Below are 25749 nucleotides of genomic sequence, written 5' to 3'. Positions count from 1 at the left end.
TAGCGGTAGAGATGCTTCGACAAGCTCAGCATGACAGCACAGCCCGGATTTTTTAGCCTCGGCCCTTCCGCACTGCGGCCTGTTGACATGTATTTCATCTGATTTTCCCCTTGACCATCTGTATGGCTTATTACAAGCTCTCGACCACCGAACTACTGGCTATCACCACCCTGGGTGCCCTGAAAAAAGCCGGGTACGTGTCGCGCTCCGTGAAGCAGGAGCTGCGCGACAACCTGATTGCGAAGCTCCAGGCCAAGGAAGACGTGTTTCCCGGCATCTACGGCTACGAGGAAACCGTTATTCCGGACTTGCAGCGCGCTATTCTGAGCATGCACCACATCAACCTGCTGGGCTTGCGCGGACAGGCCAAAACGCGCATCGCCCGCCTGATGGTGGACCTGCTCGACGAGTACATTCCCGTGGTGGCCGGCTCGGAGCTGAACGACGACCCGCTGCAGCCGCTGAGCATTTTCGCCAAAACCCTGATTGCCGAAAAAGGCGACGACACGCCCGTGGCCTGGATGCACCGCTCGGACCGCTACACCGAGAAGCTGGCCACGCCCGACGTATCGGTGGCCGACCTCATCGGCGACGCTGACCCCATCAAGGCCGCTACGCTGAAGCTGCCCTACTCCGATGAGCGCGTCATTCACTTCGGCCTGATTCCTCGCTCGCACCGGGGCATATTCGTTATTAACGAGCTGCCCGACTTGCAGGCCCGCATTCAGGTGTCGCTCTTCAACATCCTGCAGGAAGGCGACATCCAGATTCGGGGCTTCAAGGTGCGCCTGCCGCTCGACATCCAGTTTGTGTTCACGGCCAACCCCGAGGACTACACCAACCGGGGCTCCATCGTGACCCCGCTCAAGGACCGCATCGACTCCCAGATCATCACGCACTATCCCAAGAGCATCGAGGTGGGCAAGCGCATCACCAAGCAGGAGGCCCGCATCAAGCCCGAGCAAAAGGGCATGGTGGTGAGCAACGAAATCATGCACGACCTCGTGGAGCAAGTGGCCGTGGAGGCCCGCGCCTCGGAGTTCGTGGATGCTAAAAGCGGCGTATCGGCCCGCCTGACCATTGCGGCCTACGAAAGCCTGATCAGCGCGGCCGAACGGCGCGCCCTGCTCAATGGCGAGAAGAAAACCTACGTCCGCATTGCCGACTTCCTGGCCGCCGTGCCCGCCCTAACCGGCAAGGTGGAGCTGGTCTACGAAGGCGAGCAGGAGGGAGCCGGCATCGTGGCCGAGAAGCTGATGGGCAAAGCCATCCGCACGCTCTTCCTGACCTACTTCCCCGACCCCGATAAGCAGAAGAAAAAGAAGACCATCCCGAACCCCTACAAAGAGGTGCAGGATTGGTTTGGGGCCGGCAACACCGTGGACGTCCTCAACGACGGCTCCGACCAGGACTACCACCAGGCCCTGGAGCAGGTGCCCGGCCTGCGCGGCATCGTGAGCTTCCTGCACCCCAAGGAAGACAAGGACACCACCTTCTTCCTGATGGAGTTCTGCCTGCACGGCCTGGCCGAGCACAGCCTGATTTCGCGCAACCGCGTCACAGCCGGTACTCAGTTCAAGGACCTGCTCTCGTCGATGTTTACCATGCCCAGCTTCGGAGGGGATGAGGATGATGAGGAAGAGGAGCGGCCCCGCAAGCGCCGGTAGGTAGTAGCACAAAGCTCTGCTTCGCGCTACTGCGCGTGGCCACCGCCAAAAATAGCCGCCGACGCATAGCCATTGTGGCTTGGCAGCCGTACATGGGGTATTCTTTCACAACCAGAACCTCCATATTATGGCCAATACCACCAGCACTCCGAAGCATACCGACCCTGCTACCAAAGCCAAGGAGAAGGAAAACGAAACTGAAATCAAGGACAAGCCCTCGGGCAAGACCGTGAAAACGCAGAAGAAATAGCTGCTTCAGCAACAAGCCAAAAGAGCCCGGAACGTCTGACGTTCCGGGCTCTTTTAGCTTGGGGCCGGGCCAGGTTCGGGTTATAAGCAGCGCGAAGCTAAACGCGTGTAGAGACGCATACTTGCGTCTCAGCATCCGCGCCGTTCGAACGGTTGTCATTCAACGATTGAGACGCGAATACGCGTCTCTACACTGTTCTACTACAAACGCCCCGCATACCGAAAGGTGCGCGGGGCGTTTGCGTGTGTAGAGAGGCTGAGATTTTTGCAGCTTATTTTTCAAAAGCTAAAAAATAAGCTGCAAAACTTCTATTAGTTTTTAGTGCTGGCATTATATGCTGCATTGAGTGAGGGCGATAAAGCCAGAAGGGCGGCAAGGCGGCGTACTAAACGCATGAACTCCTGCACCTCATCCATCGTGAGGTCTCGGCCCAGCACGGGGGCGGCGCGGTAGCTGAGCCACTTTTTGAGCACCGGGTAGCCGCCGAGGGTGGTGGCCCACACGGCGGCAGGCACGGCGGCCCAGCAGGCTTCGTCATTCAGCCAGATATCGAGGTGGTCGGGCTGGTCGGGGGTGGGGGTGGTGCGGCCGGCGCCGGGCACCACGGTGCCGTTGGAGCGGGTGCCCCAGCGGGCGCGCAGGCCGAAATGGCCCTCGGCGGGGTGCAGGCCGGTATCGGGGGCACCGGGGCGGCGCTGGGGGGCGCCGATGGCACGCAGCTCGGGCCGGATGGCGCCGTGCGTGACGGTGGGCACCGGCCGGCGCACGTCGAGCAGGGCCGCTACTTCGCGGCCCAGGGCGGCCGAGGCGTCGAGGGCAGCCAGGGAAGCGGGCAGGGGCAGGCGGGGCCAGTCCTGGCGCAGGGCCCCGGCGTTCTGCTCGCGGTAGGTGGGGGCGTGCAGCACCGCCAGGGCGTGGTAGAACAGGGTTTCGGGCGGGGCCCCCAGCGCCGTGAGGTACTCGCTGGCCCGGTGGCTCAGGTTCGGGCGGCGCTCCCCGGCGGAAAGCATGTCGGGGGCGAGGTAGAGAGGGATGCCGCGTGCGCCGCTGTCCATCAAGTTAAGGTCGGTCAACGCCTCAGAATAAATGGGCGGCTCAATACTCTTGCGAGTGCGAGCAGTGGTGAAAAGCCAAGGGTTACCCTCTAAAATATGCTCCTGATATTCTGGTCTGCTTCGGTCTAACAACTTGGTTTCGTTTTCCCAATACAACCACCGCACATCAAGCGGCCGGTACATAAACGGAATCACGCTTTCAGGCCGAAAGCCACGCGGCAGCAGTTGCCGACGAGTGTTTGTTGCATTGAAATCAGTGCCGGAAGCCATCAGTGGCGAATGTTCCGCTTCCAACTGCGCATCCGTCACGGCCGGGTCGAAATACCGCTGCATTCGCGCTTCCAATTCTGCCCGGTCAATGCTCACCAAAGCCTCGTCGCGGCTTGTTTTCACTCCTGGAAAGCTGGCCGGGAACACCTGCGGCAGCGTGGGCCACGTCAGGTATTCATCCGCGACGGCGCGGGGCTTGAAGGGCAGGCCCAGGGCGGGGTTGGGCAGCAGGGCGAGGTAGGCGGGGCCGGTGGTGGGCTCGGGCGCGGCGGCGATGGCGGCCAGCTCGGCGCGCTTGTCCTTACCCCAGAAGTCGCGGTAGTGCACCACGGCATCGGACGCGGGCGCGGCGCCGTCGGCCTCGGGGCGGTCGTGGGCGCGCACGAGCAGCGACACGGCGGCCCCCACCTGAATGCCCTCGCGGTTGAAGGGCGTGCTGAACACGCTGGGGTCGGGGCGGCCGTCGGGCGTGGTTTTGCCGGTGGCGTACTTGTCGCCGTTGAGGTTGTCAATCCAGATGCCGTCGAAGGCTTCCAGAAACCGCTCGCGCAGGCCGGGGTGGCTCAGGCCATCGAGCCAGGAGTAGTTGGCCACAAAGCAGACCAGGCCCTGGCGGGTGCGCTCGGCAATCTGGCGCTCGGCCATCCGAAAAAACCGCACGTACAGGTCGTTCAGGCCCTGGCCCTGGGGCGGGGCCGTGCGGCGCGGGTGGCGGTAGGCCTCGGCTAGGCGGTCCTCCTCCGAGCCCCCGGCGCTGAGGCCGGCGTAGCCATCATAAGGCGGGTTGCCCAGGATGACGACGATGCGCTCGTCGCGCTTAACGTGGCGGGCGGCCTCGGCTTCCTTGCGCAGCGCGGGGTAGGTAGTAAGCTGCTTCTCGTGCTTGGCGGGGTCCCAGCCGGTGAGGGCGTTGGTGAGGTACACGGCCGCACGGGCCTCGGGGGGCAGGGGCGCGCCGAACTCGCGCAGGGCGAGCCCCAGCTGCAAGTGGGCCACCACGAAGGGCGCGGTGAGGATTTCGAAGCCGAACAGGCGCTCGGTGGCGGCTTTGCGCAGCTGCTCGGCGCGCAGGGCCCCGGCTCCCTGGGCCTCCAGGGCGGCGGCCAGGTGGCGCAGCACCTCTACCAGGAAGGTGCCGGTGCCACAGCAGGGGTCCAGCACCACCACGCGCTCATCGGCCAAGCCGTCGGGGATATTCAGCTGGGTGCGCAGAGCCCAGTCTACGCGGGCCACCATGTAGCGCACCACCTCGGGCGGGGTGTACCACACGCCTAGCTCCTTGCGCAGCTGCGGGTCGTAGGCTTCCAGAAAGGGCTCGTAGAAGTACTGGATGGCCTCGGTCTCGGCAAACTTGCCGAAGAAGCGGGCGCGGTTCACGCGGGCCAGCACCAGGTCGGTGCGGTCGAGCAGGTCGCGCAGCTTCACGTTTTTGAGGAAGGACGTGGTGCCCACCTGCTCAAAGAGCACCTGCATCACGGGCAGCTGGAGGTAGTCGGGGGCGTTGCGCCAGGCAAAGGGCGCGGCCTCGGGGTCGTCGGCCGTGTCGCGGTGCCAGAGCACCCAGGCGCTGAACACGCCATAGAACAGGGTCTGGACCACGGTGGCGCGCAGGAAGCGGGCGCCCTTTTCGCCGTCGAAGCGCACGCCCAGGGTTTCTTCCAGGGCCGTGCGCAGGGGCTGAAGGTGGGCGGGGTCGGCCAGCTCCAGGCGCTGGCGGGCCTCGCGGGCGAAGGCGGCCAGGAACCAGGCTAGGTCCTTGGGCTCGTCGAGGGGCGCGGCGTGGCGCAGGCAGCGCTCCAAAAATGCCGTGAAGCTGGCCGCTACCGCTGGTGGGGGCGGCGTGGACGCGTGGCACATCGTCCAGAACTCGGCCTCATTTTTGGCCAGCTCGAAGGAGTCGAGCAGCAGGGGTTTACCATCGAGTTCGGCCACGAAGGCAAACTGGCGCAGATTAGTCACGAGCACCTGCCGGTACTTATCCCAATACTTGCTCACCTGCTTTCCAGCTAATAGCTTGTCCAGCGCCTCGCCGGGTCCTTTCACCTCGCCGGCCCCGCGCTCGGGCAGGGCCCCGGCCCGGCGTTCGGGCGACGATACGCCATCGGCGGGCCGCTCAAACTGCCCGGCCGCGAACAGGCCGAAATCGGGCCGCCCCGCGCCCAGGTCGCTGAGCTGAAACACGGCCCGCACGGTAGGTTTCAGGCCAGCCCCCACCGCGTTGAATAGGTTTTCGAGGGGCGTATAATATGATGTTTCGGGAGTAGCAGCGCCGGTGGCCCGAATGGTAGCCAAAGCGTGGAGGTAAGTAGCGAGCACAAGCATAATAGTAAAGTGGAGCTGCAAGCTACATTTACCAGCCTCATTAAGGAATCAAGGAGTGCACGTTTACTGAAAAAAGACTATTAGGCCAGTGGGTTTTGCAGCTTATTTTTTACATTTTGAAAAATAAGCTGCAAAAATTCCCTGACCTGTGCCCCGCAAGTCCATTCCTTCTACCACCCTTATAGCCCAAGTGCGCAAGTATTTCGGCCTCGACCAGCAGGAGCTAGCCGCTTACCTGGGCATCAGCCGACCCTACGTAGCCGATATCGAAGCTGGCCGCCGGGTGCTCACCGGCCGGGTGCTGCTGCGCCTCAACCCGCTGGCCGTGCTGCTGCCCGCCGAGGCCCCGGCCCGGCCCGCTGCCCCCGCGCCCGAGGTGGCCCCACCGGGCAGCCCTGACGAGGCCCTGCTCACCGAGCGGCTGCGGGCCTGCCGCCACCAGGCCGGCAAGCTGCGCCGGGAGCTGGGCAAGCTGGCCGCCATCCACGCCCAGGCGCGGCGCTGGCAGGCGGTGCTGCCGGGCCTGCTGGCGGCCCCCGGCCTGCCCGCCGTGCTCACCACCCCCGCCGAAGCCGCCCACACCCGGCAGTGGCTGCTGGAGCGGCAGCAGCAGGCCCACGCCACCCTGCACCACGCTCCCGACGTGGCCCGCTACCACCTGCTGCGCCTGCGGGCGGAGGCCCTGGAAACAGAAGCCGCTGCCCTGGCCGCGCTGCTGGGGCAGCAGGGTAGCTAAAAGGGTAGCGCAAGGCCAAAAAAATATTTATAGGCGATTTCTAATATTCAGCGCCCGCCTCCGTTCTGGGCTGACACAGTTCACCTTTTAACCTATATCCTTATGGCTCTCGATCTGAGCATCCTCACCACCCAAGCCGAGTGCGGCGAAGTACTCGACGACCTCACCGCTGAGCTGGCCAGCTACCAGAACCGCGACACCAACCTGGACTACGCCGATACCCGCTCCGAGCAGGTGAAGGCAAAAGTAAAGGCGCTGCTGGCCGGGGTAGAAGCCGAAATCACGGCCTTTACCACCATCCTGGCTACCGCAGACCTGCCGGAAAACGTGCGCAAGCAGAACGAAACCAAGCTGCGCCGCGCCACTTTCCGCCGCGCCAACCTCAACGACCAGGGCAGCGCCCGCAGCAATGCGGAACGCTTCCTGGCCGCCGTAGACGCCGAGCAGGTAGATGCCCAGGTGGCAGTGCTTACCAGCGCCCAAACCAAAGTGACGGAGCGCCGCGCCACCCTGGCCGCCTAGCCCCACCACCCCGTTACGCTATAGACTTGTTCCTGAATTAGGAGCCGATGCTAAAATTTGGCTGTCATGCTGAGCTTGTCGAAGCATCTCGCGTGCACTGGTAAAATAAGTACTCCTGCACGCGAGATGCTTCGACAAGCTCAGCATGACGTTCTTTTTTCGTTTCGCTTTATTCAGGAACAAGTCTACTACCTATCCGCAACACTCCAAGGCCTCCCGGCGCAAGCAGGGAGGCCTTGCTGCGTTCGGGGGGGGGGGCTGGCTGGGGCAAGCCGGGGCCGGGGCGGGGCCGGGGCGGGGCCGGAGACGAAAGCCGTTTATTCAGCCAGCAAAACAGGCTATTGGGCAACATGTGCGAAACGGCGGGGCACGCTGGTGTTGCTTTGTAGCATCGGAAAGGCAACACGGCCCACCGATGCTTCTACCCCAACCGCTCTGCTTCCTTTGCTGTCGTCTGCCATGTCTACTGCCTCCGCCTTCGTTCGCCGCATTGTTTCGCTTGTGTTGTTTTTGGCTTTGTTGGCTCCCGGGGCCACGGCCGTAGCCGCTTCGTCGGGCCGCCGGCCGTATGCCCGGTCGGTTGCCAAAGGTCGTCCGCACGTGCACCGGCCCACCTACAAATCGTAGAGCGCGGCGGGCAACCGGTGGTTTTTTCAGAAACACTAGGGCCTGCCTGAGGACAAGCGATGACTGGTAGCGCGAAGCGCTGCTTCGCGACCGTTAGCACGTCGCGTACCAACACTTGCCGGGCAAGTAGCGCGAACGGTCGCGAAGCAGCGCTTCGCGTTACAATCTTTTGACGCCTCTGCCCGCTACTTGTACTCACGCTTTAGCCTGCCTGGCTTTCCCGCCAGCGGCTTCGGCCCATAGTCTTCTTCACACGCTATCTGCAACACACAAGAAAGCCGGTCATCACTGACCGGCTTTCTTGTGTGAAGGAGGGAGGGGTTCGGGCTTTTCTGGTTCGGGTATCCTCCTTGATCTGGTGCTTTGAACCAGCCGCTGTTAGCGTAGAAGCTGTTTAGAAAGTCAAAAGAACGTCATGCTGAGCTTGTCGAAGCATCTCGCGTGCAGGAGTAATCAAGTTACCATTGCACGCGAGATGCTTCGGCAAGCTCAGCATGACCGTTTCTAATAACTCAAAAAGCTTCTTAAGCTTCGGCCACTACGATTTTCTGAATCTCGTCGTTGGCTTTGATCTGGTCGATGATGTCGAGGCCCTCTACCACTTTGCCGAACACGGTGTGGTTGCGGTCGAGGTGGGCAGTGTTTTCACGGCTATGGACGATGAAGAACTGGCTGCCGCCGGAGTTGCGACCGGCGTGGGCCATGCTCAGCACGCCTTTGTCGTGGTACTGGTTGCCGCCCTTCAGCTCACAGTCAATTTTGTAGCCGGGGCCGCCGGTGCCGGGCGTGCCCTTGGCACCGTCGCGGGAGTTGGGGCAGCCGCCCTGAATCACGAAGTTGGGAATGACGCGGTGGAACTTCAGGCCATCGTAGAAGCCTTTCTGGGCCAGGTCGGTGAAGTTTTTCACGGTGTTGGGAGCGTCTTGTTCGAAGAACTCGACTTTCATGACACCTTTGCTGGTGTGGATTTCGGCAGTTTTCATGCGGCGGAACGTAAATGGGTGGACAGAGAATGGCGCGGCAGGCCGCGCCGGGCCAAAGGTAGCCAATTCTGGAAGGGGCTAAACATCCGGCCTACTGCCAGGGTTTGGTACGCACGCCAACTATGGTAGAAGACGAATATTTCGATATTGCTCCCGCACTTTCCTCAACCAATCCCTAACCCCGTTCCCTTTCCGATGAAAAAGATCCTTCGTTCTGCCTCGTTCGCCCTGAGCGCTGCCGTACTGGCTACCAGCCTGAGCAGCTGCGGCGACGCCAAAACCACCGAGAATGCCACGGCCGAAACCGAGGCTATTGCCACCGTCGACTCGGCCGCCATGATGACCGACTCGGCCCGCATGGGCAAGCCCGAGGGCGTAATGGTAGACGGCGTAGCCATGACCCCCGACAAGAACATCGTGCAAAACGCGGTGCAGGCCTCCAGCGTCAGCACGCTGGTGCGGGCCGTGTCGGCGGCCGACCTGGGCGGTACGCTCAGCGGCCCGGGCCCGTTCACGGTATTTGCGCCCACCAACTCAGCCTTTATCCAGCTGCCCAAGGGCGCGTTGGCCGGCCTTATGAAGCCCGAAAGCAAAGAGAAGCTCAAAGGCGTGCTGACCTACCACGTAATTGCCGGCCGCCTCGTAGCCTCCGACCTCAAAGACGGCCAGGAGCTGACGACGGTGAACGGCGAAAAAATGAAGGTGTCGGTGAAGGGTGGTAAAATCATGGTCAACAACGCTACCATCCAGATTCCTGACGTTATTTCCAGCAACGGCGTCACCCACGTTATCGACCAGGTATTGCTGCCGCCCGCTCCGGCCATGTAAGCCTGGCGCGGCCCTACAACCGCTCAAACAGAACGTCATGTCGACCAACGGGAGACATCTCGCGTGGAGTAGTAATTATTTTACTATTGCACGCAAGATGTCTCCCGTTGGTCGACATGACGTTCTGTTTTGCTGCCGAAGCTGTTTAGGAAGTCTATCAAATGTCATGCTGAGCTTGTCGAAGCAGCTCGCGTGCAGTAGTACTCAAATTACCAGTGCACGCGAGATGCTTCGACAAGCTCAGCATGACGTTCAAGAGTCAATTTCCAGGCTTCCTAAACAGCTTCACCGTTTCGGGCCAGCCTAACCGTTGGTCGACATGACGTTCTTTTTTAATACCGACCCTGTGGCTAATGCCGGTTATCATCATTCGTGAGCATGCTCACGTAGCTGTCGTAGCGGGGCAAGGCAATCTTGCCTTTTTCCACGGCTTCGCGCACGGCGCAGTCGGGCTCGTGCACGTGCTGGCAGTTGTGATAGCGGCATTGGTTGAGCAGGGCGCGCATCTCGGGGAAGAAGTGCGCCAGCTGATCCGGCGGAATATCAACCAGGCCCAGCTCCTTGATGCCGGGCGTGTCGATGAGGTAAGTGCCGGGCCGTACTTCCAGCATTTCGGCGAACGTAGTTGTGTGCACGCCCTTGTCCGAAAACTCGCTGATTTCCGCCGTTTTGATATCCAGATCCGGCACCAGTACGTTGATGAGCGTGCTTTTGCCCACCCCCGAGTGTCCCGACAGCAGTGACACCTTGCCATCGAGCAGGGCATCGACCTCGGCTATACCTTCGCCCGAGTGCGCCGAGCAGCGCAGGCCGGGGTAGCCCGTGCGCTGGTACATCTTCAGAATCTGATCCTGGTAGTCGGATAAGTCGGCGTCGTAGAGGTCGGTCTTGTTGAAAATGAGCGTCACCGGAATGCTGTAGGCTTCGGCCGTCACCAGAAACCGGTCGATGAACCCGAACGAAGTGGCCGGCGACACCAGCGTCACGACCAGCAATGCCTGGTCGAGGTTGGCGGCCACGATGTGGGCGTGCTCGGCCTTGTGCACCGAGCGGCGGATGATGTAGTTGCGGCGCGGCTCGATGTGGTGAATCACGCCCGCGCCTTCGGTCTGCTCTTCCACCGTAAACTCCACCTGGTCGCCCACCGCCAGCGGATTGCTCACCTTCAGCCCTTTGTTTTTGAACTTGCCCCGCAGCCGGCAGCGGTGCAGCTGGCCCGTGCCAGGCTCCCGCACCAGGTACCACGAGCCCGTTGATTTGACGACAATACCGGTCATAAGTGAGGGGATGAAAATGGTGCGGTGAGGCCTTCGTCCAGTAGGCTGATTCTGCGAAGGTCTGGCCTCACCACGTGGGCTGAAGTGTAACTAAACATAGCATGCCGGGCAGGCTTACGAAGGTAGCCGGTCCGGGTGCAGTACTTGTGCGTCCAGCCACCGCATGATGCGGGTGGTGGCGCCGGCTTTTTGGTGCACATACTCCAGGCTGAGGTCCTGCACCCGCAGGCGGGCCACTTCATCGTGGTAGAGGCGGGCAAAGGCAGCTTGCAACTCCTTCCCCGACCGCACCGGGAAGGCGCAGCCCAGCTCCACTAAGTCAATAGCTTCCTGAAACTTACCGTAGGCGGGGCCAAAGAACAGTGGCAGCCCGAAGGCAGCGGCTTCCAGCGTGTTGTGGAGTCCTTTGCCAAAAGCCCCCCCGATGTAGCCATAGGAGCCAAAGCGGTAGAGCTGCGACAACAGTCCCACGTTGTCTATAAGCAGCACGCGCTGCGTGGCTACCGTGGTGGCTGTAGCCCTCGAGTAGCGTACCACCTGGTCGGGCAGCATCGCTTCTACCAGCCGCAGGTTCGCCTCGCTGATTTCGTGAGTGGCTACCACAAAGCGCAGCTGGCCGTGGTAGCGCTGCACCAGCGGGGCGAGGATCGGCAGGTCGTCGGGCCAACTGCTGCCAATAATGAACACCGGGGCACCATCGGCTACGAAGGCCTCCAGGAGCGGCAGTGCTGCGGGAGCAGCCAGGGCTGTGCGCACCACCGTGTCGAAGCGCGTGTCGCCGGCCACGCTGGCTTGCGTTATCCCGATGTGGGCCAGCAGCCGCGTCGACGCCTCGTTCTGGGTAAACAGGTGCGTGAAGCAGCCCAACATGCGGCGGTAGAAACCACCCCAGGGTTTGAAAAATACCTGATTGGGTCGGAAAATAGCCGATACGCAGATCGTGGGAATGCCGCGCTGCCGCAGGCCCGCCAGCAGATAGTGCCAGAACTCATACTTCACGAACACCGCCAGCCGGGGCCTCACAATGTCCAGAAACTCCTGGGCATTGCGGCGGGTGTCGAGGGGCAGATAGAAGACGTAAGCCGCCCCCGGCCAGCCCTGGCGCACGCTATAGCCCGAAGGCGAGAAGAACGTCAGCACGATTTTATGGTCCGGGTGCCGCTGGGCGTACGCTTCCATCAGCGGGCGACCCTGCTCAAATTCACCCAACGAGGCGCAGTGAAACCACACGCGGGGCGCGGTATCCGCCTGCAGCGTGCGCTGGATGTGAGCCAGCAGGCCCCGGCGCCCGGCCACCCACTGCGCAGCTTTGGGCACGAAGGGCGCTACCAGCCGCAGCAGCAGAGCGTAGAGGTGAAGGCCAATGGTATAGAGGAAAAGCAACTAGATCAGGATCAATGAGGCGCAAAATTAGCCGCTTCCGGCTGGTTTCCCGCACACCCCACAAAAAAGCCCCGACCCAGGGGCCGGAGCTTTTGTAGGGAGCAGCACGTGAGCAAGGGCTGCTAGTGCCCCGACTGCTTGCTCAGGTAGTTGGCTACGCCCTCGCGGGTGGCGCTCATGCCTTCTTTGCCTTCTTCCCAGTTGGCGGGGCACACCTCGCCTTTCACCTCGAAGTACTGCAGCGCGTCGACCATGCGCATGGCTTCGTCGATGCTGCGGCCCAGTGGACCGTCGTTCACCACTTGGTGGCGCACAATGCCGTCTTTATCAATCAGGAACAGGCCACGGTAGGCCAGGGGCGAACCCACGAAAGTCATTTCGCCGACTTCGTTGTAATCGTAATGACCGCCCAGTACGTCGTAGTTCGAGGCAATGGTTTTGGTTGCATCGGCCACCAGCGGGTAAGTTACACCCTCGATGCCGCCGTTGTCGCGGGGCGTTTGCAGCCAGGCAAAGTGGGAGAAGTGCGTATCGGTCGAGCAGCCGACTACGGCTACGCCTTTGGCTTCAAAATCAGCCAGCCGGTCCTGAAACGCAATGATTTCCGTGGGGCACACGAAGGTGAAGTCAGCGGGATAGAAATAGAAAATGACGTGCTTCTTGCCCAGGTAGCGGTCGAGGGAAAAATCCTCCTCAAATTCGCTGTCGATTACGGCCGTAGCCTTGAAAGAAGGAGCACGCTTGCCAACGAGAACTGCCATTAGTTGAAAAGTAAAAAGTGGAAAAGGGAGAGTAAAATTAAAAAATAGGCCACTGCGAAGCAGAAAAGTCCGCTCCGCAGTGGCACGTCTTGTCAGGGTTTATCAGGAAACGCGGGTGCCGGCGATGTGTAGCGAGAAGGAGTGGGGCTGGAAATTCTCAAGCCCCTGCTTGGCGAAAAAGTCGCGAATCAGCGCATCGAGCTGCGGGTTGCAATAGTCGATGATTTCCTTGGTATCCGTGCAGTACAGGTGGTGATGTTCCGAGCAATCGGAATCGTAGCGCCGGCACTGGGCATCGGCCGAAGCTACCCGTTTGGTCAGGCCCACTTCCACGAAGCTATCCAGGGTTTTGTACACCGTGCCCAGCGAAACGGTAGGCGTGTTGGCCATTACCTGCCGGTGTACTTGCTCGGCCGTGGGGTGGCCGGGTAGCACCAATAGGCTCTCTAGAATCAGGATGCGCTGGTGGGTGGCCCGCAGCCCCGCTGCGGCCAGACGCTGCTGCAAAACAGCCGGCTCGGGCCGGCTGACAGCGGGATGAAGATGGTCAGAAGAAGGTGTCACAGGTAAGAATGATTCTCCACAAAAGTAACCGGAGAAGCCATAGCCCGGCAAAAAGGTTTAGAAACCCGAAAAAATCCCGTGCTGGGCTTCCGCCACATACGCCCGATTTACTGCCCTGTTTCCATGTTCCGGCACACAAACTGGAGGGTCTGGCGGGTGCGCTGCTCCAGTAGCAGCTCGCGCCCTTCGGTCAGCCGCCGGATGCTGGCGTGGTCATAATTTTTTATGGTATACAGCTCTAAATTACTGTTGTAGCGGATTGTGAACTGGTCGCGCAGCTGCTCCAACAACCGATCCAGCCGGTAGGGCGAAAAGTCGGTACAGACCGAAAAGGAAATGGCCGAGTTCTGCATCATATTGATTTTGAGCCGCACCTGAGCCAGCACCCCAAAAATTACCTCCAGGTTTTCCTCCGAAATAAAGGTCAGGTCTTTCGACTCGAAGGAAATCAGGCACTGTCCGTCCTTGCGGATGAAAGCCGGGGCCAGCAGCCCATGCTGGCAGTCCCCGATGCGGGTGCCTTCCGCCGCCGGGTCCAGAAACGACTTTACAAAGAGCGGAATGCGGCGCACGGCCAGCGGCTTGATGGTTTTGGGGTGAATGACGGAAGCGCCGTAGTACGCCATTTCGATGGTTTCCTGGTAGCTGATTTCTGGATAGCGCACCGTGTCGGCGAAGAATTTGGGGTCCGCGTTGAGCAGGCCCGCCACGTCTTTCCAAATGGTAACGGCCTCGGCCCGCAGGCAGTAGGCAAAGATGGCGGCGGTGTAGTCGGAGCCTTCCCGGCCTAGCGTGGTGGTCTGGCCGTTGGCCGTGCCACCCAAAAAGCCCTGCGTGACTACTACGCTTGTCCCCTGTAGCATGGGCAGCACTGCGGCGCGTAAGCTGCTTTCCGTCAGGGCCCAGTCGATGCGGCCCTCCCGCCAGCAGTCATCAGTGCGCAGCAGTGGGCGGCAATCCAGCCACTGCGTCGGCTGAGTATCGTTCAAGACAAGGGAAATGAACAGCGAAGACAGCAGCTCCCCAAAGCTCACTATTTGGTCGTATTGCTTATCATACTCCTGGCTCGGGCCGACAGCAGCCAAATACTGGCCCAACTCCTGGAATGTCTCATCGAATTTCTGCTTGATATCGGCTGCCGTGTGGAGCCCGAAGCCAGAGGACAGCTCCTGTGCAACCGTGCGGTGGAACGTCTCCAGACTAGCCAGCGGTGAGTCGTACGCTTGTCTAGTGTAAGCCAGCTGAAATATTTCCTCCAGGGCGTTGGTGGTTTTGCCCATGGCCGATACCACGATAAGCAATGGGCCTTTGCGGCCATGCTGCCGCACGATTTGAACCAGATTGCGAAGGGCTGCCGCGTCTTTCGTCGACGCGCCACCAAACTTATACACGTGTAGGGGAAGCTGTTTCTGCATGGGTCAAAAGTAGGCAGCCAGCGGCAGATGTGGCGAAAAACCTTAGTTTTGTAAGCCCAAACAACTGCTCACCCACCCACCCCATGGATCACAATAAACTGGCTCTGCCCGTCGGTACCACCCTCGACCGATTTATTATGCGCAAGCAGGAAGACTTTCCCTACGCCACCGGGGAACTGTCGCAGCTGCTGCGCGATATTGCCCTGGCCGCCAAGATTGTAAACCGGGAAATCAACCGCTCCGGCCTTATTGATATTGCCGGCGCGTATGGTAGCCAGAACGTGCAGGGCGAAGACCAGCAGAAGCTCGATGTCATTGCCAACATCCGCTTCATCCGGGCGCTGCGCAACGGCGGCGAGGTCTGCACCATCATTTCGGAGGAAGACGAGGAGATGATTCAGACCGGCAACAACCAAGGCAAATACGTAGTGGCCATCGACCCGCTCGACGGCTCCTCCAATATTGATGTCAACGTCAGCATCGGCACCATCTTCAGTATCTACCGTCGTGTATCGCCGACAGGCACCGAGGGTACGGAGCGGGACTGCCTCCAAACGGGTACGCATCAGGTGGCGGCGGGCTACGTCATTTATGGCTCCAGTACCATGCTGGTTTATACAACCGGCAATGGCGTCAATGGCTTCACCTACGAAGCGTCGCTGGGCGAGTTCTTTCTCTCGCACCCCCACATTACCACGCCCAAAACCGGCGCCATCTACTCCATCAACGAAGGCAGCTCCGACCATTTTTCCGAAGGCACCACCGCCTTTGTCGCCTACTGCAAGCAGCAGAACTATTCGGCCCGCTACATTGGCTCTTTGGTTGCCGATTTTCACCGCAACCTGCTTAAAGGCGGCATCTACATGTATCCGGCTACCAAAAAAGCGCCGAAAGGCAAATTGCGCCTCATGTACGAGTGCAATTCACTGGCCTTCATCGTAGAGCAGGCCGGTGGTAAATCGAGCGACGGCCGCAACCGCACCATGGAGCTTGAGCCCAAAGGCATGCACGAACGCAGCCCTCTATTTATCGGCTCGACGGAGCTGGTAGAAAAAGCAGAGGAGTTTTTGGCCGCTGAGTACTCTGATGTGGTAGCCGCGCTGTAACCCGCTTAGCTCTCAGCGCCACACAGAAAAGCCCGGCCGATATACATCAGCCGGGCTTTTCTGTGCTCGTAAGGTCCTTATAAAACCTTACTCAGCTTTCTTTTTAGACTTTTTTGTCGAAGCTGAATCCTGCGTAATCTCAGGGTTGATAGGCTCGGTAGATTCCTGCTCGGCCGGAATAATCCCAGCAGTGCTCAAGGTCTCATCAGCGGCGGCGGTATCCTGTTGCGTACCAGCTTCCGTCGATTCTTTCGTGGCGGTTTTCTTCGACGCCTTGGGCTTTGCTTCTGACTCCGCCACAGCAACCCCAGCTTCCGGGGCAGCCTCGGGCTGCTCGGTTTCAGCTGAGGCCGTCTGATAGTCTAGGCGGCTGCTCACGACCTTGTACCACGATACCAGCTTTTTGATATCAGACATGTATACACGCTGCCGGTCATAGTCCGGAATAATCTCGCCCATAAACGTAGCCAGGTCCCGGTCTTCCGATTTGTTGGTCACGGTCAGATCAGTGCCGAATTTCTGGTAGATCCGGTCAAATACCTCCGTCAGCGGAACCGTCTGGTCGTAGTCCTGGGTGTAAATGGAGATTTCGTGCAGCAGCGAAACTTTGTTGCGCGCCGAAGCGACGGAGCGGGTGCCGCGCTCATCAAGCGACTCTACAATGACGCCGGCACGGGTAGGACGCACCAGCCGATAGAGACCGGGCATTCCACTGATAGCGGCAATTTCCTTGAGGTCGTAGGGCATAGAAAAAAGGGTTGGGTAAGAAAATCAGAAGTTACTCGGTGGCAGCCGCGGCGGCGGCCTGCCCTGGGGTCGGAAGCTTAAATACGATGGGCAGGCTGGTCAGGATGGCGTAATCGGGCTTTTTAAATTTCAGCAGCCGCACCACGCGCAATGCTTCTTCGCCGCAGCCCCCCCCGATATTTTTCACCAGCTTGATGCCGGCCATAGTGCCATCGGTATTCAGAGTAAAGCTCACGATGCAGGTGCCCTGAATCCGGTTGCGGCGCGCCATAATCGGATACTTCAGCTCTTTTTCAATGAAGGTGTACAGTCCTTCCTGGCCACCTTCATAGTATTCTGCTACCGGAATCGTTCTGCCGACGTGGCCCGGGGCGGGCGCAGGGGCTGGAGTGGCTTCGGCCGCCGGGGCTACCAGCTCTGGTGCTGCAGCCTCGGTCTTGACTTTAACCTTAGTTTTTTGGGCGAAGGCCGTGCTGGTACCGGCGAGCAGACCAAGGACTACAATAAATGAGATTTTTTTCATGGAAAAAACCGAAGAAAAGAAGAAGGGTAACACACAAATTGGTGGCCGGCGAGCAGGGCAATTACAGGGCCAATCTACGCATTATCCGCTTGTTGGGCTAATTGCTGGTTTATTTCATCAATGAAATTCAGCACCTCGTCGCGGCCTGTTTTTTCCTCCGCCGACGTAATAAAATGGCGCGGCAACTCGTCCCAGCTTTCCTGCATCTTCCGAATGTAGGCCGTGATATTCTGCTGCGTGCGGGAAGAAGACTGCTTATCGGCTTTCGTGAAAACGAGCACGAACGGAATGCTTTCCGCGCCGAGCATCTCCATAAACTCCAAATCGGGAGCCAAAGGCGCGTGACGAGAATCAATGAGTACAAAAACACACGCCAGATTTTCCCGGTGACGCATGTAGAAATTAATCATTTTGCCCCAGGTTGCGCGGGCATCTTTGCTAACCTTGGCGTAGCCGTAACCGGGTAAATCCACCAAATACCAATCCTCGTTAATTAAGAAGTGGTTGATTAATTGGGTTTTACCGGGCGAGGAAGAGGTTTTAGCCAACCCCTTGTGCTCCGTCAGCATATTAATTAAGGATGACTTCCCAACATTGGAGCGGCCAATAAAAGCGTATTCCGGTAAGGTCGGCGGCGGACACTGGTCGACGCGCGAATTACTCATCATGAATTTCGCCTCGCGGATAATCATAAGCCAAAAACTAGGGTGTGGCTACAAAGGTAGCAGATCTGGGCGGGCCGCACCGACCATAAATTTTTACGATAAATCCTTGTAATCTACAAAGCACAACTATATTTGCGCGCTTTGCTCCCTAACCGATTGCGGCGTGGAGGCTGTCATTTCTTGCAAAGGATTATGTAAAACTTCTTTACAATTGGATACGGCTAAGGTCGTATTATAAAATTTCTATCTTTGCCCCCAGCTTGCCTAGTTCCGTAGTACAAAGCTGGTTCCTGGAAAGCGTTAATGCCACTTTTTAGCGCTGCTGGCCAGAAAAATCGGCGGGCAGGCTTAACCCTGGAACAGGTTTTCAGTATAAGAGGCAACTCTTGAAAATTTGCAGCCGCAGCAGGCGGCCCTTTTTCTGCAAAACCTCCCTGCAACTCCTTATATTCTCAAACCCCTCCTACAATGGACAACTTAGTCAGAAGGTTATTGAAAGCCTCTTGCACCTTCGCTCTTGCCGCAGCCGTGGCCCAGCCTGCGCTGGCCCAGAGCTCTCGCAAGACGCTAAAGACTGCAAACAAGTTCTTTGACCAAGAGAACTATCGGGCATCCATCCCTTTCTACGAGCAGGTGTTGGCTAAGGAGCCGAACAACGCACTGGCCCTGTTTCGGGCTGGTATCTCTTACATGTCCTTCGATAAGGAAAAAGCCAGCGACTATATCTATAAGGCGCAGCGGCTCAAACCTAAGGTGTCGAAAGACGTGGAGTACTGGCTCGGCCGGGTCGACCACCTGAACTACAACTTCGACGAGGCTATTGCCCACTTTCAGGCCTACAATACCACGTTGAAGAAGAAGGATACGCGTAAAGCCTCGCTGGCACAATTGATTCAGCACAGCAAAAACGCAAAAATCCAGTTCAACAGCCCTAAGGATATCTTCGTGAAGAACTTGGGCCCGACGATCAACACGGCTTTCTCGGAGCACAGCCCCGTGATTTCCAACGATGACAAGCTGCTGCTCTTCACCTCCCGCGGTGAGAACGTAACGGGTGCTACTGGCTCCACGGCCAACCCGAAGAACAAGAGCGTTGCCGCCGATGGTGAGTACTACGAAGATATTTTCGAAGCCAAGCGCGTCGACGACGAAAACTGGGAGAAGCCACGCTCGTTGAGCGGCGCTCTGAATGGTAAAGGGCACGACGCGTCGATTCAGGTGTTTGACAATGACACCAAGATGCTGATGTATCGGCAGGATGAGAATGGCGACATTTTCTATGCTGAAAAGGCCGGTGGCGACTGGGCCGAGCCTAAGAAATTGAACAACAACATCAACTCGAAAGCCTTCGAGTCGGATGCCTATATCACGCCCGACGGCCTGACCATCTACTTCTCGACCAGCAAGTTCTCGGAACTGAACACGCTGGATATCTACTACGCCACCCGCCAGGCCGGCGGCGATTGGGGTACTCCTAAGTCGTTGGGAGGCGTGGTAAATACTGCGTTCGACGACGACAGCCCCTACTTGAGCAAGGACGGCAAAACACTGTATTTCAGCTCGCGTGGTCATAACACGATGGGTGGCTACGACATCTTCAAATCGGAGTACGATTCGGTAGGCCGCACCTGGGGCCGTCCGGAGAACATGGGTTACCCCATCAATACGCCCGATGATGACACGTACTACCGCCTGAGCCCTGACGGCAGCTACGCTTATTTGTCCAGCTACCGCATCGGTGGCTACGGCGAAAAAGATATCTACACCATCAACTACATCAAGAATGCCATCATCCGGGGCAAGGTGTACTCGCAGCGCGACAGCACCATCATCCCTGGGGTAGAGCTGGTATTCTCGGGTACGCAGGCCGATAAAACGGCGCTGAGCTACCGCGACGTTACCAAGCCCGAAACCGGCGACTATCAGGTAAGCGTGCTTTCGGGCCGCACTTACCAGGTAGCGGTTTCGAAAGATGGCGCCAACATCACGACTGAAGAATTCGCCGTACCCGTATCGACGAGCGACTCGACTATTATCGAGAAGAACTTCTATGTGCCGTATGTTGACACTACCAGTGCCGGCATGTTTGCCTTCAAAAAGATTTACTTCGATACCGATAAGTATAAGCTGCGGCCGGAGTCCATCAAGGAGCTGAACAACATCAGCGGTATTCTGAAGTCTAACCCCGGCGTTAACATCTCGATTGAGGGCCATTGCGACTCACGCAACACGGATGAGTACAACGTAGTATTGGGTCAGAACCGGGCTGATGCAGCGTATAACTACCTGAAGAAAAACGGCATTACTGAAACCCGCATGACGACCGTAAGCTACGGTGAGCGTCGTCCGGATGCTACCAACGACTCGCCCGAGAACATGCAGCTCAACCGCCGCGTTGAGTTCCGAGTGATTCTGAAGGAAGGTGAAGCCATGCCCAAGATGAACACGGGCGGTGGTACAACATCCGGTAGCGGTGCGGGCATGAGCCCCGGCACTGGCGCAACTAGTACTACTACCACGGGCACAGCCGCTCCGTTGCAGCCTGGCAAAAGCAAGGTGAAGATGGCCGACGGCACGAAGGTGAAAACCAAAGTGGACGAGGACAGCGACAAAGTAAAAGTGAAAACCAAAGGCAGCGCCGGCGAAGAATCGAAGACCAAAACGAAAGAAGGTACGATCGACGCCAAAACCAAAGATGCCAACGGCGAAAAGACCAAAGTGAAGACGGACAACGACTAAGCCGCTTCGCGTACAGAGCAAAACGGGCCGGGCATTTTGCCCGGCCCGTTTTTTTTCAACATAATGCGGCGCATAGCGTTATGTTTGGGCAATTCTGCCTTTAAGTCTTCGTTCTGCGTTACAGAAGTATGTCCGTTGTTCCCTACAAAGATGATGCTGCCGGCAAAAAGTCGCAGGTAGCCCAGATGTTTAACAGCATAGCTGGTAAATATGACTTCCTGAATCATTTCCTCAGTGCCGGTACCGATATCTACTGGCGGCGCAAGGCCGTGAATGAGCTGCAAGCCTTGCGGCCGGCGCGCATTCTGGATATTGCCACCGGCACTGCCGACTTTGCCATCGAAAGCCTGCGGCTGTCGCCGGAAACGACCGTAACGGGGGTTGATATTTCGGAAGGCATGCTGGAAGTAGGGCGGCGCAAGCTGACGCAGAAAGGGCTGACGAACCGGATTCAATTGGAACTCGGTGATTCGGAAAATCTACCTTTTCCCGATAATCACTTTGATGCCGTCACGGCTTCGTTTGGAGTCCGTAACTTCGAGAACCTACAGAAGGGGCTGGCTGAGATGCAGCGGGTGTTGCGCCCGGGCGGCAAAGTCGTTATTCTGGAATTTTCCAAGCCTACGGCCTTTCCGATGAAGCAGGCGTATAACTTCTATTTTCAGCAGATTCTGCCGGTATTCGGCAAACTGATTTCCAAGGACCGCGCTGCCTACACCTATCTACCCGAGTCGGTGCAGGCCTTTCCGGATGGTCAGAGCTTTATGACCATTCTAACGCAGGTTGGCTTTAAACATCCTACATGGCAACCCCTCACATTCGGTATAAGCTCAATTTACACGGCCCAAAAGTAGCGGCGCTGGCGGTGGCTACCCTGGTGGCTGGCCTGCTGCCCACGGCGGTGCTGGCGCAAAAAAACAGTAAAACCGGAGCCAGCCGGGGAAGTCGCGGGCAGGTAAAATCCATTACGGTGAACAACCTGCCGGGCTACGATGACAAGTGGTTTCACCCCGGGTTTTATATCGCGCCCAACTTCTCGCGCTACAAAATTGAACAGTCGGCGGCTTACGTGCAGGCTATTCAGAACGGAACGGCTATATCGGCTAATTCGGTGGTCAGTCCGGGCTTGTCGGTAGGCTTTATTGGAGATGTTCGGCTGGCTGATAATTTCAACCTGCGGCTTACGCCGGGAGTGAGCTTTCTGACCCGGCGAGTGGAATTTAAACCCTTCGGCTACCAGCCCGCCGACTCTATTCAGACTCAGGAAATTGGCGGCACGCAGATTGATTTGCCGCTGCTGGTGAAGTTCAAGTCGGACCGACGGCGCAATGCGCGGGTGTATGTGGTAGGCGGCGTAAAGTCGAGCGTCAGCGTCGGCAACCGCCGCAAAGACCCGTTGCGCAACCAGCTACAGGCGACTTCCGGCGACTTTGCTATCGAGTATGGCGTTGGCCTCGACCTGTTTTACCCTTTGTTCAAGTTTGCCCCGGAGCTGCGCTTTTCCAACGGCCTCTCTAACCTGTTGCAACCTAACAAGGACGTATACAGCCGCAGCTTGCAAAGCATGAAAAGCAACACGGTGACGCTGTATCTGAATTTCGAATAGCTGGTAGCAATACCGGCCTAGCTAGTTTTTATGATTCGCACCGCCTTTGTTACTGGGGCTTCTTCCGGTATTGGCCGGGCCACGGCCGTAGCCTTGGCGCAAGTAGGTTTTCAGCTGATATTGACTGGCCGCCGCCGTGAGCGGCTGCAGGAGCTGGCCGAGCAGCTCGCTCCCACGCCCACGCATCTGCTCACCTTTGATGTGCGCGACCGGGCTGCCGTCGACGCGGCAGTTGCCAGCTTACCCGTCATGTTTCAATCGATTGACGTGCTGGTGAACAACGCGGGTGGGGCCCACGGTCTGGGGCCGATTCAGGAAGGTGACCCGCACGACTGGGATACGATGCTGGATAGTAATGTGAAGGGTCTGCTGAATGTGAGCCAAGCGATACTGCCGGGCATGACGCAGCGTCGGCAGGGGCATATCATCAACATCGGCTCTATTGCCGGGCACGAGGTGTATGCCAATGGCAATGTATACTGTGCGTCCAAAGCGGCCGTAGCAGCGCTGTCTAAAGCCATGCGCATCGATTTACTGCCTCTGAACATTCGGGTAGCCGAAGTAAACCCGGGAGCTGTGGAAACTGAATTTTCGCAGGTGCGCTTCAAAGGCGACACTGAGCGGGCGGCGAAGGTATACCAAGGCTTCGACCCGCTGAAGCCGGAAGATATTGCCGAAGTTATTCAGTTCATGGTGACGCGCCCGGCCAACGTTCACATTGCCGAAGTCACGATTTTTGCCGGGGCGCAGGGAGCCGCTACATTGATCAGGCGCGACTAGCTTTTATCACGGTGCTTACTACCACAGAGCCTCTCCATTTGCTGGGGAGGCTCTTTCTTATGGCGCAGCTTGCTGCAAACACTGCAATGTGGCCGCGTTCAGCTCATGCTTGCCAGCGAAGTAAATTAGCTCCGGCTCGACACCTAGCCGCTGTAGAAAAGCCTGTTGCTTCGCCAGTTCGGCCGCGCTGATGAATTCATCTTGGTCGCCGCAAACGAGCACAATCGGAAACTGGTGCACTAAGTGAGTGGCGACGGTGAAATCCATGTCGGCAGGGAAGGCCCCGGCCCAGAGAATGAGGCGCAATGGCCGAAAATGGGCCCGCGCCAGCCACCGGCTTACGGTAGCGGCTCCTTGTGAGAAGCCCAGCACCGTGACGCGTACATCGGCGGCGCAGGCGGCCAGTGTGGTATCGGCCAGCTGATTGAGGAAAGCTATGTAGTCTTCGATTTCAGCCAGCCGGTCTTCCCGCGTCATCCAGGTAGCCCCGATACGGCCGCCGGTGCCGTTCAGATAAAAGCGTGAAAGTCCTTCGGGCGCTACAACAACCGTTTCCGGATGATGCCGCGTCAGGATATGGAAATGGCGGATAAAGTAGCCCGCCAACTGCCCGTAGCCGTGGCACACGAACCAGACGTGCCGGGTAGCGGCCGTGAGCTGCCCCGATTGGTAGTAGCGCGCCGTGCGGCTCACCGTCAGTTGGTGCTCTTCTGATTCTGGCATAAAGACAAGAAATGGGGCAAAAGCAACTAGTGGAAGCCGGGTGCTGTAAGCGGGTTTCGCGCCCCAAACAGCACCTGCAGCAGTCCGTCTGCTTACAATTTTGTCTTCGGTAAATCGTCGGCGTTGAACTGGAAGGGGAGCAGGTCGGCCAGAGAGTGGAAGCGGTAGATGCTACCATCGGGGCCGGGCAACAGCAACGGAATGGGGCGGCCCTGGCGGTTTTCGTACTCCGTCATCACCTGGCGGCAGGCTCCGCAGGGCATGGCGGGCCCAAAGGTGCCAGTAGCGGGGCGGGCCGCTACGGCCATGCCCACAATGTGGCGCTCGGGCTGGTTGACGGCTAGGCCGAACAGGGCAGTCCGCTCGGCGCAGAGGCCGGAAGGATAAGCCGCGTTTTCCTGGTTTGTGCCCCGGAATACGCTGCCATCGTCGAGCAGCAGCGCCGCCCCCACGTGGAAGTGGGAGTAGGGAGCATAGGAATGGTCGGTGGCGGCGCGGGCCTGTTGCCAGACGGTTGCTTCGGCGGGAGAAAGTTCAGCTTCGGAATCCAACACCTCTACGGTGATGGTCAGATGGAGCGGATAGGCCATCGGGCGAGGAAAAGAAACAGATCCGAAGCCGAATGGCGGCCCCGGAGAAAGAAGGGGCGGTGAATGTACTACAATTATCTTTTATCGAATGCAATTCGTCAAGCTCCGGCCGGATCAGTGGTGGTACCGGATAACAGACCGTTGCGAATAGCGGAATAAATTCTGGCAGTAGCGGCGCAAACCCCTAGTTTCGTGCCGACTTACCTCCCCACCCATCCGCTCGTATGTCCCGTCTTCTGCTGCTTGGTGCCGGCCGCTCGGCTTCTTCCCTGATTCACTACTTACTGCAGCATGCGCCTACTGAGGGCTGGCAGCTCACGGTGGCCGACGTAAATCCGGCCCATTTGGCCCCGGTGCTGGCGGCGCATACCGAATATGCCCGCGCCGTGCCCTTCGATATGCAGCGCGAAGAGTTGCTGGACGAGCTGGTAGCTCAGGCCGATATCGTTATTTCGATGCTGCCGGCCTTGTTTCACCTGCCCGTAGCCCGGGCTTGTGTGCGCCACGGCCGCCACTTGGTGACGGCCAGCTACGTGAGTGAAGAAATCAGGCTGCTGGATGCAGAAGCGCAAGCAGCCGATGTGCTGATTTTGATGGAATGCGGCCTCGACCCCGGCCTCGACCACATGTCGGCCATGCAGGCGCTGGCCGATATCCGGGCGCGGGGCGGGCGGCTCACCGCCTTCCGGTCGTACTGCGGCGGCCTGCTGGCTCCCGATTCGGAGGGCGACAATCCGTGGCGCTACAAGTTCACCTGGAACCCGCGCAACGTGGTGCTAGCGGGCCAGAGCACCGCCAAATACCTCGAAAATGGCCACCCGCGCTTTATTCCCTACCAACAGCTATTTGCCCGCCCCGAGCTGCTGACTGTGCCGGGCTACGGTCAGTTTGAAGGCTACGCCAACCGTGATTCGCTCAGCTACCGCGCGCCCTACGGCCTCGATGCTGTTCCTACTATGTTGCGCGGCACGCTACGTCGGCCCGGCTATTGCGCCGCCTGGCAGGCCCTGGTGCGCCTGGGCCTCACCGACGATTCGGTGCATCTGGGCAACGCGGCGACTATGACGTGGGCACAGCTTCTGGAGTCGTATCTGCCGGTGGTGGAAGGGTCCAAGAGCCTACCGCTACAGCTGGCAGAATACTTGGGCTTGGAAGCCGACGGAGCCGAAATGCAGCGCCTGACGTGGTTAGGGCTGTTCACCACGACGCCCGTCGGCCTGGCCGACGCCACGCCGGCCCAGCTGCTGGAGCGCCTGCTTACTACGAAATGGGCACTGCGGGAAGATGACCACGATATGATTGTGATGCAGCACCTGTTCGATTTTGAGGTCAACGGTGCCCATTTCCGGCGTACTTCTTCCCTGGTTGTGCTCGGCGATGATGCCCGGCATACGGCCATGGCCAAAACCGTGGGTCTGCCGGTGGCTATGGCCGTGCGGCGGCTGGCGCGGGGGCAGGTGGCCGAGCGCGGCGTCATTATCCCGACGCAAGCCAGCCTATATGAGCCCATTCTGGCGGAGCTGGCGCTGCACTACGATATCCGTTTCACGGAGCACGAGGTGAGCCTGGAGCCAGCGGCTGAGGCTAAGGTGTAGCTGTAGCGACCAAAA

General features: G+C 58.9%; 24 protein-coding genes. 12 read left to right on the top strand and 12 right to left on the bottom strand.

Annotated elements, in window-relative coordinates; translation table 11 throughout:
- Positions 1–122: 122 nt before the first annotated feature.
- Both E5J99_RS00685 and E5J99_RS21965 read left to right on the top strand, forming a co-directional pair.
- Positions 123–1667: a sigma 54-interacting transcriptional regulator gene (locus E5J99_RS00685; RefSeq protein ID WP_135495793.1), complete on the top strand. Its 1545-nt coding sequence runs from the start codon at positions 123–125 to the stop codon at positions 1665–1667.
- 127 nt (positions 1668–1794) lie between these two features.
- Positions 1795–1917 (top strand): hypothetical protein, encoded by a 123-nt coding sequence (locus E5J99_RS21965; RefSeq protein WP_262712954.1) that lies wholly within the window; start codon positions 1795–1797, stop codon positions 1915–1917.
- A gap of 311 nt (positions 1918–2228) precedes the next feature.
- On the opposite strand, the gene E5J99_RS00680 is transcribed toward E5J99_RS21965, so the two are convergent.
- Positions 2229–5564 (bottom strand): type ISP restriction/modification enzyme, encoded by a 3336-nt coding sequence (locus E5J99_RS00680; protein ID WP_135495792.1) that lies wholly within the window; start codon positions 5562–5564, stop codon positions 2229–2231.
- A gap of 148 nt (positions 5565–5712) precedes the next feature.
- Between E5J99_RS00680 and E5J99_RS00675 the strand changes: the two genes are divergently transcribed.
- The 3 genes from E5J99_RS00675 (at position 5713) to E5J99_RS21105 (ending at position 7449) form a co-directional block, all read left to right on the top strand.
- Positions 5713–6300: a helix-turn-helix domain-containing protein gene (locus tag E5J99_RS00675; RefSeq protein ID WP_135495791.1), complete on the top strand. Its 588-nt coding sequence runs from the start codon at positions 5713–5715 to the stop codon at positions 6298–6300.
- Between the two features lie 102 nt (positions 6301–6402).
- A complete protein-coding gene (locus E5J99_RS00670; protein ID WP_135495790.1) occupies positions 6403–6822 on the top strand; it encodes a hypothetical protein in 420 nt (139 codons plus the stop codon).
- Positions 6823–7281: 459 nt separating this feature from the next.
- Positions 7282–7449 carry a hypothetical protein gene (locus tag E5J99_RS21105; protein WP_167851913.1) on the top strand — a complete coding sequence of 56 codons (168 nt, stop codon included), beginning with the start codon at positions 7282–7284 and terminating at the stop codon, positions 7447–7449.
- A 524-nt stretch (positions 7450–7973) separates the two neighbouring features.
- On the opposite strand, the gene E5J99_RS00665 is transcribed toward E5J99_RS21105, so the two are convergent.
- Entirely contained in the window at positions 7974–8432 is a 459-nt protein-coding gene (locus E5J99_RS00665; protein WP_135495789.1) for a peptidylprolyl isomerase, read from the bottom strand.
- 195 nt (positions 8433–8627) lie between these two features.
- Between E5J99_RS00665 and E5J99_RS00660 the strand changes: the two genes are divergently transcribed.
- Entirely contained in the window at positions 8628–9260 is a 633-nt protein-coding gene (locus E5J99_RS00660) for a fasciclin domain-containing protein (protein WP_135495788.1), read from the top strand.
- A 350-nt stretch (positions 9261–9610) separates the two neighbouring features.
- Here the strand turns inward: E5J99_RS00660 and rsgA are convergent, their stop codons facing one another.
- The 5 genes from rsgA to E5J99_RS00635 all read right to left on the bottom strand — a co-directional run bounded on the left by rsgA (position 9611) and on the right by E5J99_RS00635 (position 14660).
- Positions 9611–10537 carry a ribosome small subunit-dependent GTPase A gene (gene rsgA, locus E5J99_RS00655; RefSeq protein ID WP_135495787.1) on the bottom strand — a complete coding sequence of 309 codons (927 nt, stop codon included), beginning with the start codon at positions 10535–10537 and terminating at the stop codon, positions 9611–9613.
- Positions 10538–10651: 114 nt separating this feature from the next.
- Positions 10652–11920 (bottom strand): 3-deoxy-D-manno-octulosonic acid transferase, encoded by a 1269-nt coding sequence (locus E5J99_RS00650; protein WP_135495786.1) that lies wholly within the window; start codon positions 11918–11920, stop codon positions 10652–10654.
- Positions 11921–12042: 122 nt separating this feature from the next.
- Positions 12043–12681: a peroxiredoxin gene (locus E5J99_RS00645; RefSeq protein ID WP_135495785.1), complete on the bottom strand. Its 639-nt coding sequence runs from the start codon at positions 12679–12681 to the stop codon at positions 12043–12045.
- Between the two features lie 102 nt (positions 12682–12783).
- Positions 12784–13245, bottom strand: a complete 462-nt coding sequence (locus E5J99_RS00640) for a Fur family transcriptional regulator (RefSeq protein WP_167851912.1) — start codon at positions 13243–13245, stop codon at positions 12784–12786.
- 107 nt (positions 13246–13352) lie between these two features.
- Entirely contained in the window at positions 13353–14660 is a 1308-nt protein-coding gene (locus tag E5J99_RS00635; protein ID WP_135495783.1) for an aspartate kinase, read from the bottom strand.
- A gap of 83 nt (positions 14661–14743) precedes the next feature.
- Between E5J99_RS00635 and fbp the strand changes: the two genes are divergently transcribed.
- Positions 14744–15766, top strand: coding sequence for a class 1 fructose-bisphosphatase (fbp, locus tag E5J99_RS00630; RefSeq protein ID WP_135495782.1), 1023 nt, complete (start codon positions 14744–14746; stop codon positions 15764–15766).
- Positions 15767–15853: 87 nt separating this feature from the next.
- Here fbp and E5J99_RS00625 read toward each other — a convergent pair whose 3' ends face one another.
- From E5J99_RS00625 to yihA, 3 genes are all read right to left on the bottom strand, one after another.
- Positions 15854–16513: a DUF5606 family protein gene (locus E5J99_RS00625; RefSeq protein WP_135495781.1), complete on the bottom strand. Its 660-nt coding sequence runs from the start codon at positions 16511–16513 to the stop codon at positions 15854–15856.
- A gap of 31 nt (positions 16514–16544) precedes the next feature.
- A complete protein-coding gene (locus E5J99_RS00620; protein WP_135495780.1) occupies positions 16545–17036 on the bottom strand; it encodes an energy transducer TonB in 492 nt (163 codons plus the stop codon).
- Positions 17037–17110: 74 nt separating this feature from the next.
- Positions 17111–17728, bottom strand: a complete 618-nt coding sequence (yihA, locus tag E5J99_RS00615) for a ribosome biogenesis GTP-binding protein YihA/YsxC (RefSeq protein ID WP_135495779.1) — start codon at positions 17726–17728, stop codon at positions 17111–17113.
- A gap of 606 nt (positions 17729–18334) precedes the next feature.
- Here yihA and E5J99_RS00610 point away from each other — a divergent pair.
- The 4 genes from E5J99_RS00610 to E5J99_RS00595 all read left to right on the top strand — a co-directional run bounded on the left by E5J99_RS00610 (position 18335) and on the right by E5J99_RS00595 (position 22826).
- Positions 18335–20440 carry an OmpA family protein gene (locus E5J99_RS00610; protein WP_245318652.1) on the top strand — a complete coding sequence of 702 codons (2106 nt, stop codon included), beginning with the start codon at positions 18335–18337 and terminating at the stop codon, positions 20438–20440.
- Between the two features lie 128 nt (positions 20441–20568).
- Entirely contained in the window at positions 20569–21294 is a 726-nt protein-coding gene (gene ubiE, locus E5J99_RS00605; RefSeq protein ID WP_135495778.1) for a bifunctional demethylmenaquinone methyltransferase/2-methoxy-6-polyprenyl-1,4-benzoquinol methylase UbiE, read from the top strand.
- A complete protein-coding gene (gene porT, locus E5J99_RS00600; protein WP_135495777.1) occupies positions 21243–22046 on the top strand; it encodes a type IX secretion/gliding motility protein PorT/SprT in 804 nt (267 codons plus the stop codon). Before ubiE ends, porT begins: the two co-directional genes overlap by 52 nt.
- Before the next feature lie 30 nt (positions 22047–22076).
- Positions 22077–22826, top strand: coding sequence for an SDR family NAD(P)-dependent oxidoreductase (locus E5J99_RS00595; RefSeq protein ID WP_135495776.1), 750 nt, complete (start codon positions 22077–22079; stop codon positions 22824–22826).
- Positions 22827–22883: 57 nt separating this feature from the next.
- Here E5J99_RS00595 and E5J99_RS00590 read toward each other — a convergent pair whose 3' ends face one another.
- Together E5J99_RS00590 and cdd are read right to left on the bottom strand one after the other, a co-directional pair.
- Positions 22884–23549, bottom strand: coding sequence for an alpha/beta hydrolase (locus E5J99_RS00590; protein ID WP_135495775.1), 666 nt, complete (start codon positions 23547–23549; stop codon positions 22884–22886).
- Between the two features lie 92 nt (positions 23550–23641).
- A complete protein-coding gene (cdd, locus tag E5J99_RS00585; RefSeq protein WP_135495774.1) occupies positions 23642–24139 on the bottom strand; it encodes a cytidine deaminase in 498 nt (165 codons plus the stop codon).
- Between the two features lie 224 nt (positions 24140–24363).
- On the opposite strand from cdd, the gene E5J99_RS00580 reads away from it, so the two are divergent.
- Complete coding sequence (locus E5J99_RS00580; RefSeq protein WP_135495773.1) at positions 24364–25734, top strand: saccharopine dehydrogenase family protein; 1371 nt, start codon at positions 24364–24366, stop codon at positions 25732–25734.
- Positions 25735–25749: the final 15 nt, after the last annotated feature.

Origin of the sequence: Hymenobacter elongatus (assembly GCF_004745955.1) — a bacterium.
GTDB classification, from domain to species: domain Bacteria; phylum Bacteroidota; class Bacteroidia; order Cytophagales; family Hymenobacteraceae; genus Hymenobacter; species Hymenobacter elongatus.
Note: the sequence above shows the minus strand (reverse complement) of the source record. Positions and strands in the feature narration are given on the sequence as shown.

What these genes read in the sequence shown, in the direction of transcription:
- E5J99_RS00665 (WP_135495789.1), bottom strand. Translation starts at nt 8,432, where the DNA reads ATGAAAACTGCCGAAATCCACACCAGCAAAGGTGTCATGAAAGTCGAG.
- ubiE (WP_135495778.1), top strand. Translation starts at nt 20,569, where the DNA reads ATGTCCGTTGTTCCCTACAAAGATGATGCTGCCGGCAAAAAGTCGCAG.
- E5J99_RS00590 (WP_135495775.1), bottom strand. Translation starts at nt 23,549, where the DNA reads ATGCCAGAATCAGAAGAGCACCAACTGACGGTGAGCCGCACGGCGCGC.
- cdd (WP_135495774.1), bottom strand. Translation starts at nt 24,139, where the DNA reads ATGGCCTATCCGCTCCATCTGACCATCACCGTAGAGGTGTTGGATTCC.
- E5J99_RS00635 (WP_135495783.1), bottom strand. Translation starts at nt 14,660, where the DNA reads ATGCAGAAACAGCTTCCCCTACACGTGTATAAGTTTGGTGGCGCGTCG.
- E5J99_RS21105 (WP_167851913.1), top strand. Translation starts at nt 7,282, where the DNA reads ATGTCTACTGCCTCCGCCTTCGTTCGCCGCATTGTTTCGCTTGTGTTG.
- E5J99_RS00620 (WP_135495780.1), bottom strand. Translation starts at nt 17,036, where the DNA reads ATGAAAAAAATCTCATTTATTGTAGTCCTTGGTCTGCTCGCCGGTACC.
- fbp (WP_135495782.1), top strand. Translation starts at nt 14,744, where the DNA reads ATGGATCACAATAAACTGGCTCTGCCCGTCGGTACCACCCTCGACCGA.
- E5J99_RS00595 (WP_135495776.1), top strand. Translation starts at nt 22,077, where the DNA reads ATGATTCGCACCGCCTTTGTTACTGGGGCTTCTTCCGGTATTGGCCGG.
- E5J99_RS00625 (WP_135495781.1), bottom strand. Translation starts at nt 16,513, where the DNA reads ATGCCCTACGACCTCAAGGAAATTGCCGCTATCAGTGGAATGCCCGGT.
- E5J99_RS00580 (WP_135495773.1), top strand. Translation starts at nt 24,364, where the DNA reads ATGTCCCGTCTTCTGCTGCTTGGTGCCGGCCGCTCGGCTTCTTCCCTG.
- rsgA (WP_135495787.1), bottom strand. Translation starts at nt 10,537, where the DNA reads ATGACCGGTATTGTCGTCAAATCAACGGGCTCGTGGTACCTGGTGCGG.
- E5J99_RS00680 (WP_135495792.1), bottom strand. Translation starts at nt 5,564, where the DNA reads ATGCTTGTGCTCGCTACTTACCTCCACGCTTTGGCTACCATTCGGGCC.
- yihA (WP_135495779.1), bottom strand. Translation starts at nt 17,728, where the DNA reads ATGATTATCCGCGAGGCGAAATTCATGATGAGTAATTCGCGCGTCGAC.
- E5J99_RS00685 (WP_135495793.1), top strand. Translation starts at nt 123, where the DNA reads ATGGCTTATTACAAGCTCTCGACCACCGAACTACTGGCTATCACCACC.
- E5J99_RS21965 (WP_262712954.1), top strand. Translation starts at nt 1,795, where the DNA reads ATGGCCAATACCACCAGCACTCCGAAGCATACCGACCCTGCTACCAAA.
- porT (WP_135495777.1), top strand. Translation starts at nt 21,243, where the DNA reads ATGGCAACCCCTCACATTCGGTATAAGCTCAATTTACACGGCCCAAAA.
- E5J99_RS00645 (WP_135495785.1), bottom strand. Translation starts at nt 12,681, where the DNA reads ATGGCAGTTCTCGTTGGCAAGCGTGCTCCTTCTTTCAAGGCTACGGCC.
- E5J99_RS00670 (WP_135495790.1), top strand. Translation starts at nt 6,403, where the DNA reads ATGGCTCTCGATCTGAGCATCCTCACCACCCAAGCCGAGTGCGGCGAA.
- E5J99_RS00660 (WP_135495788.1), top strand. Translation starts at nt 8,628, where the DNA reads ATGAAAAAGATCCTTCGTTCTGCCTCGTTCGCCCTGAGCGCTGCCGTA.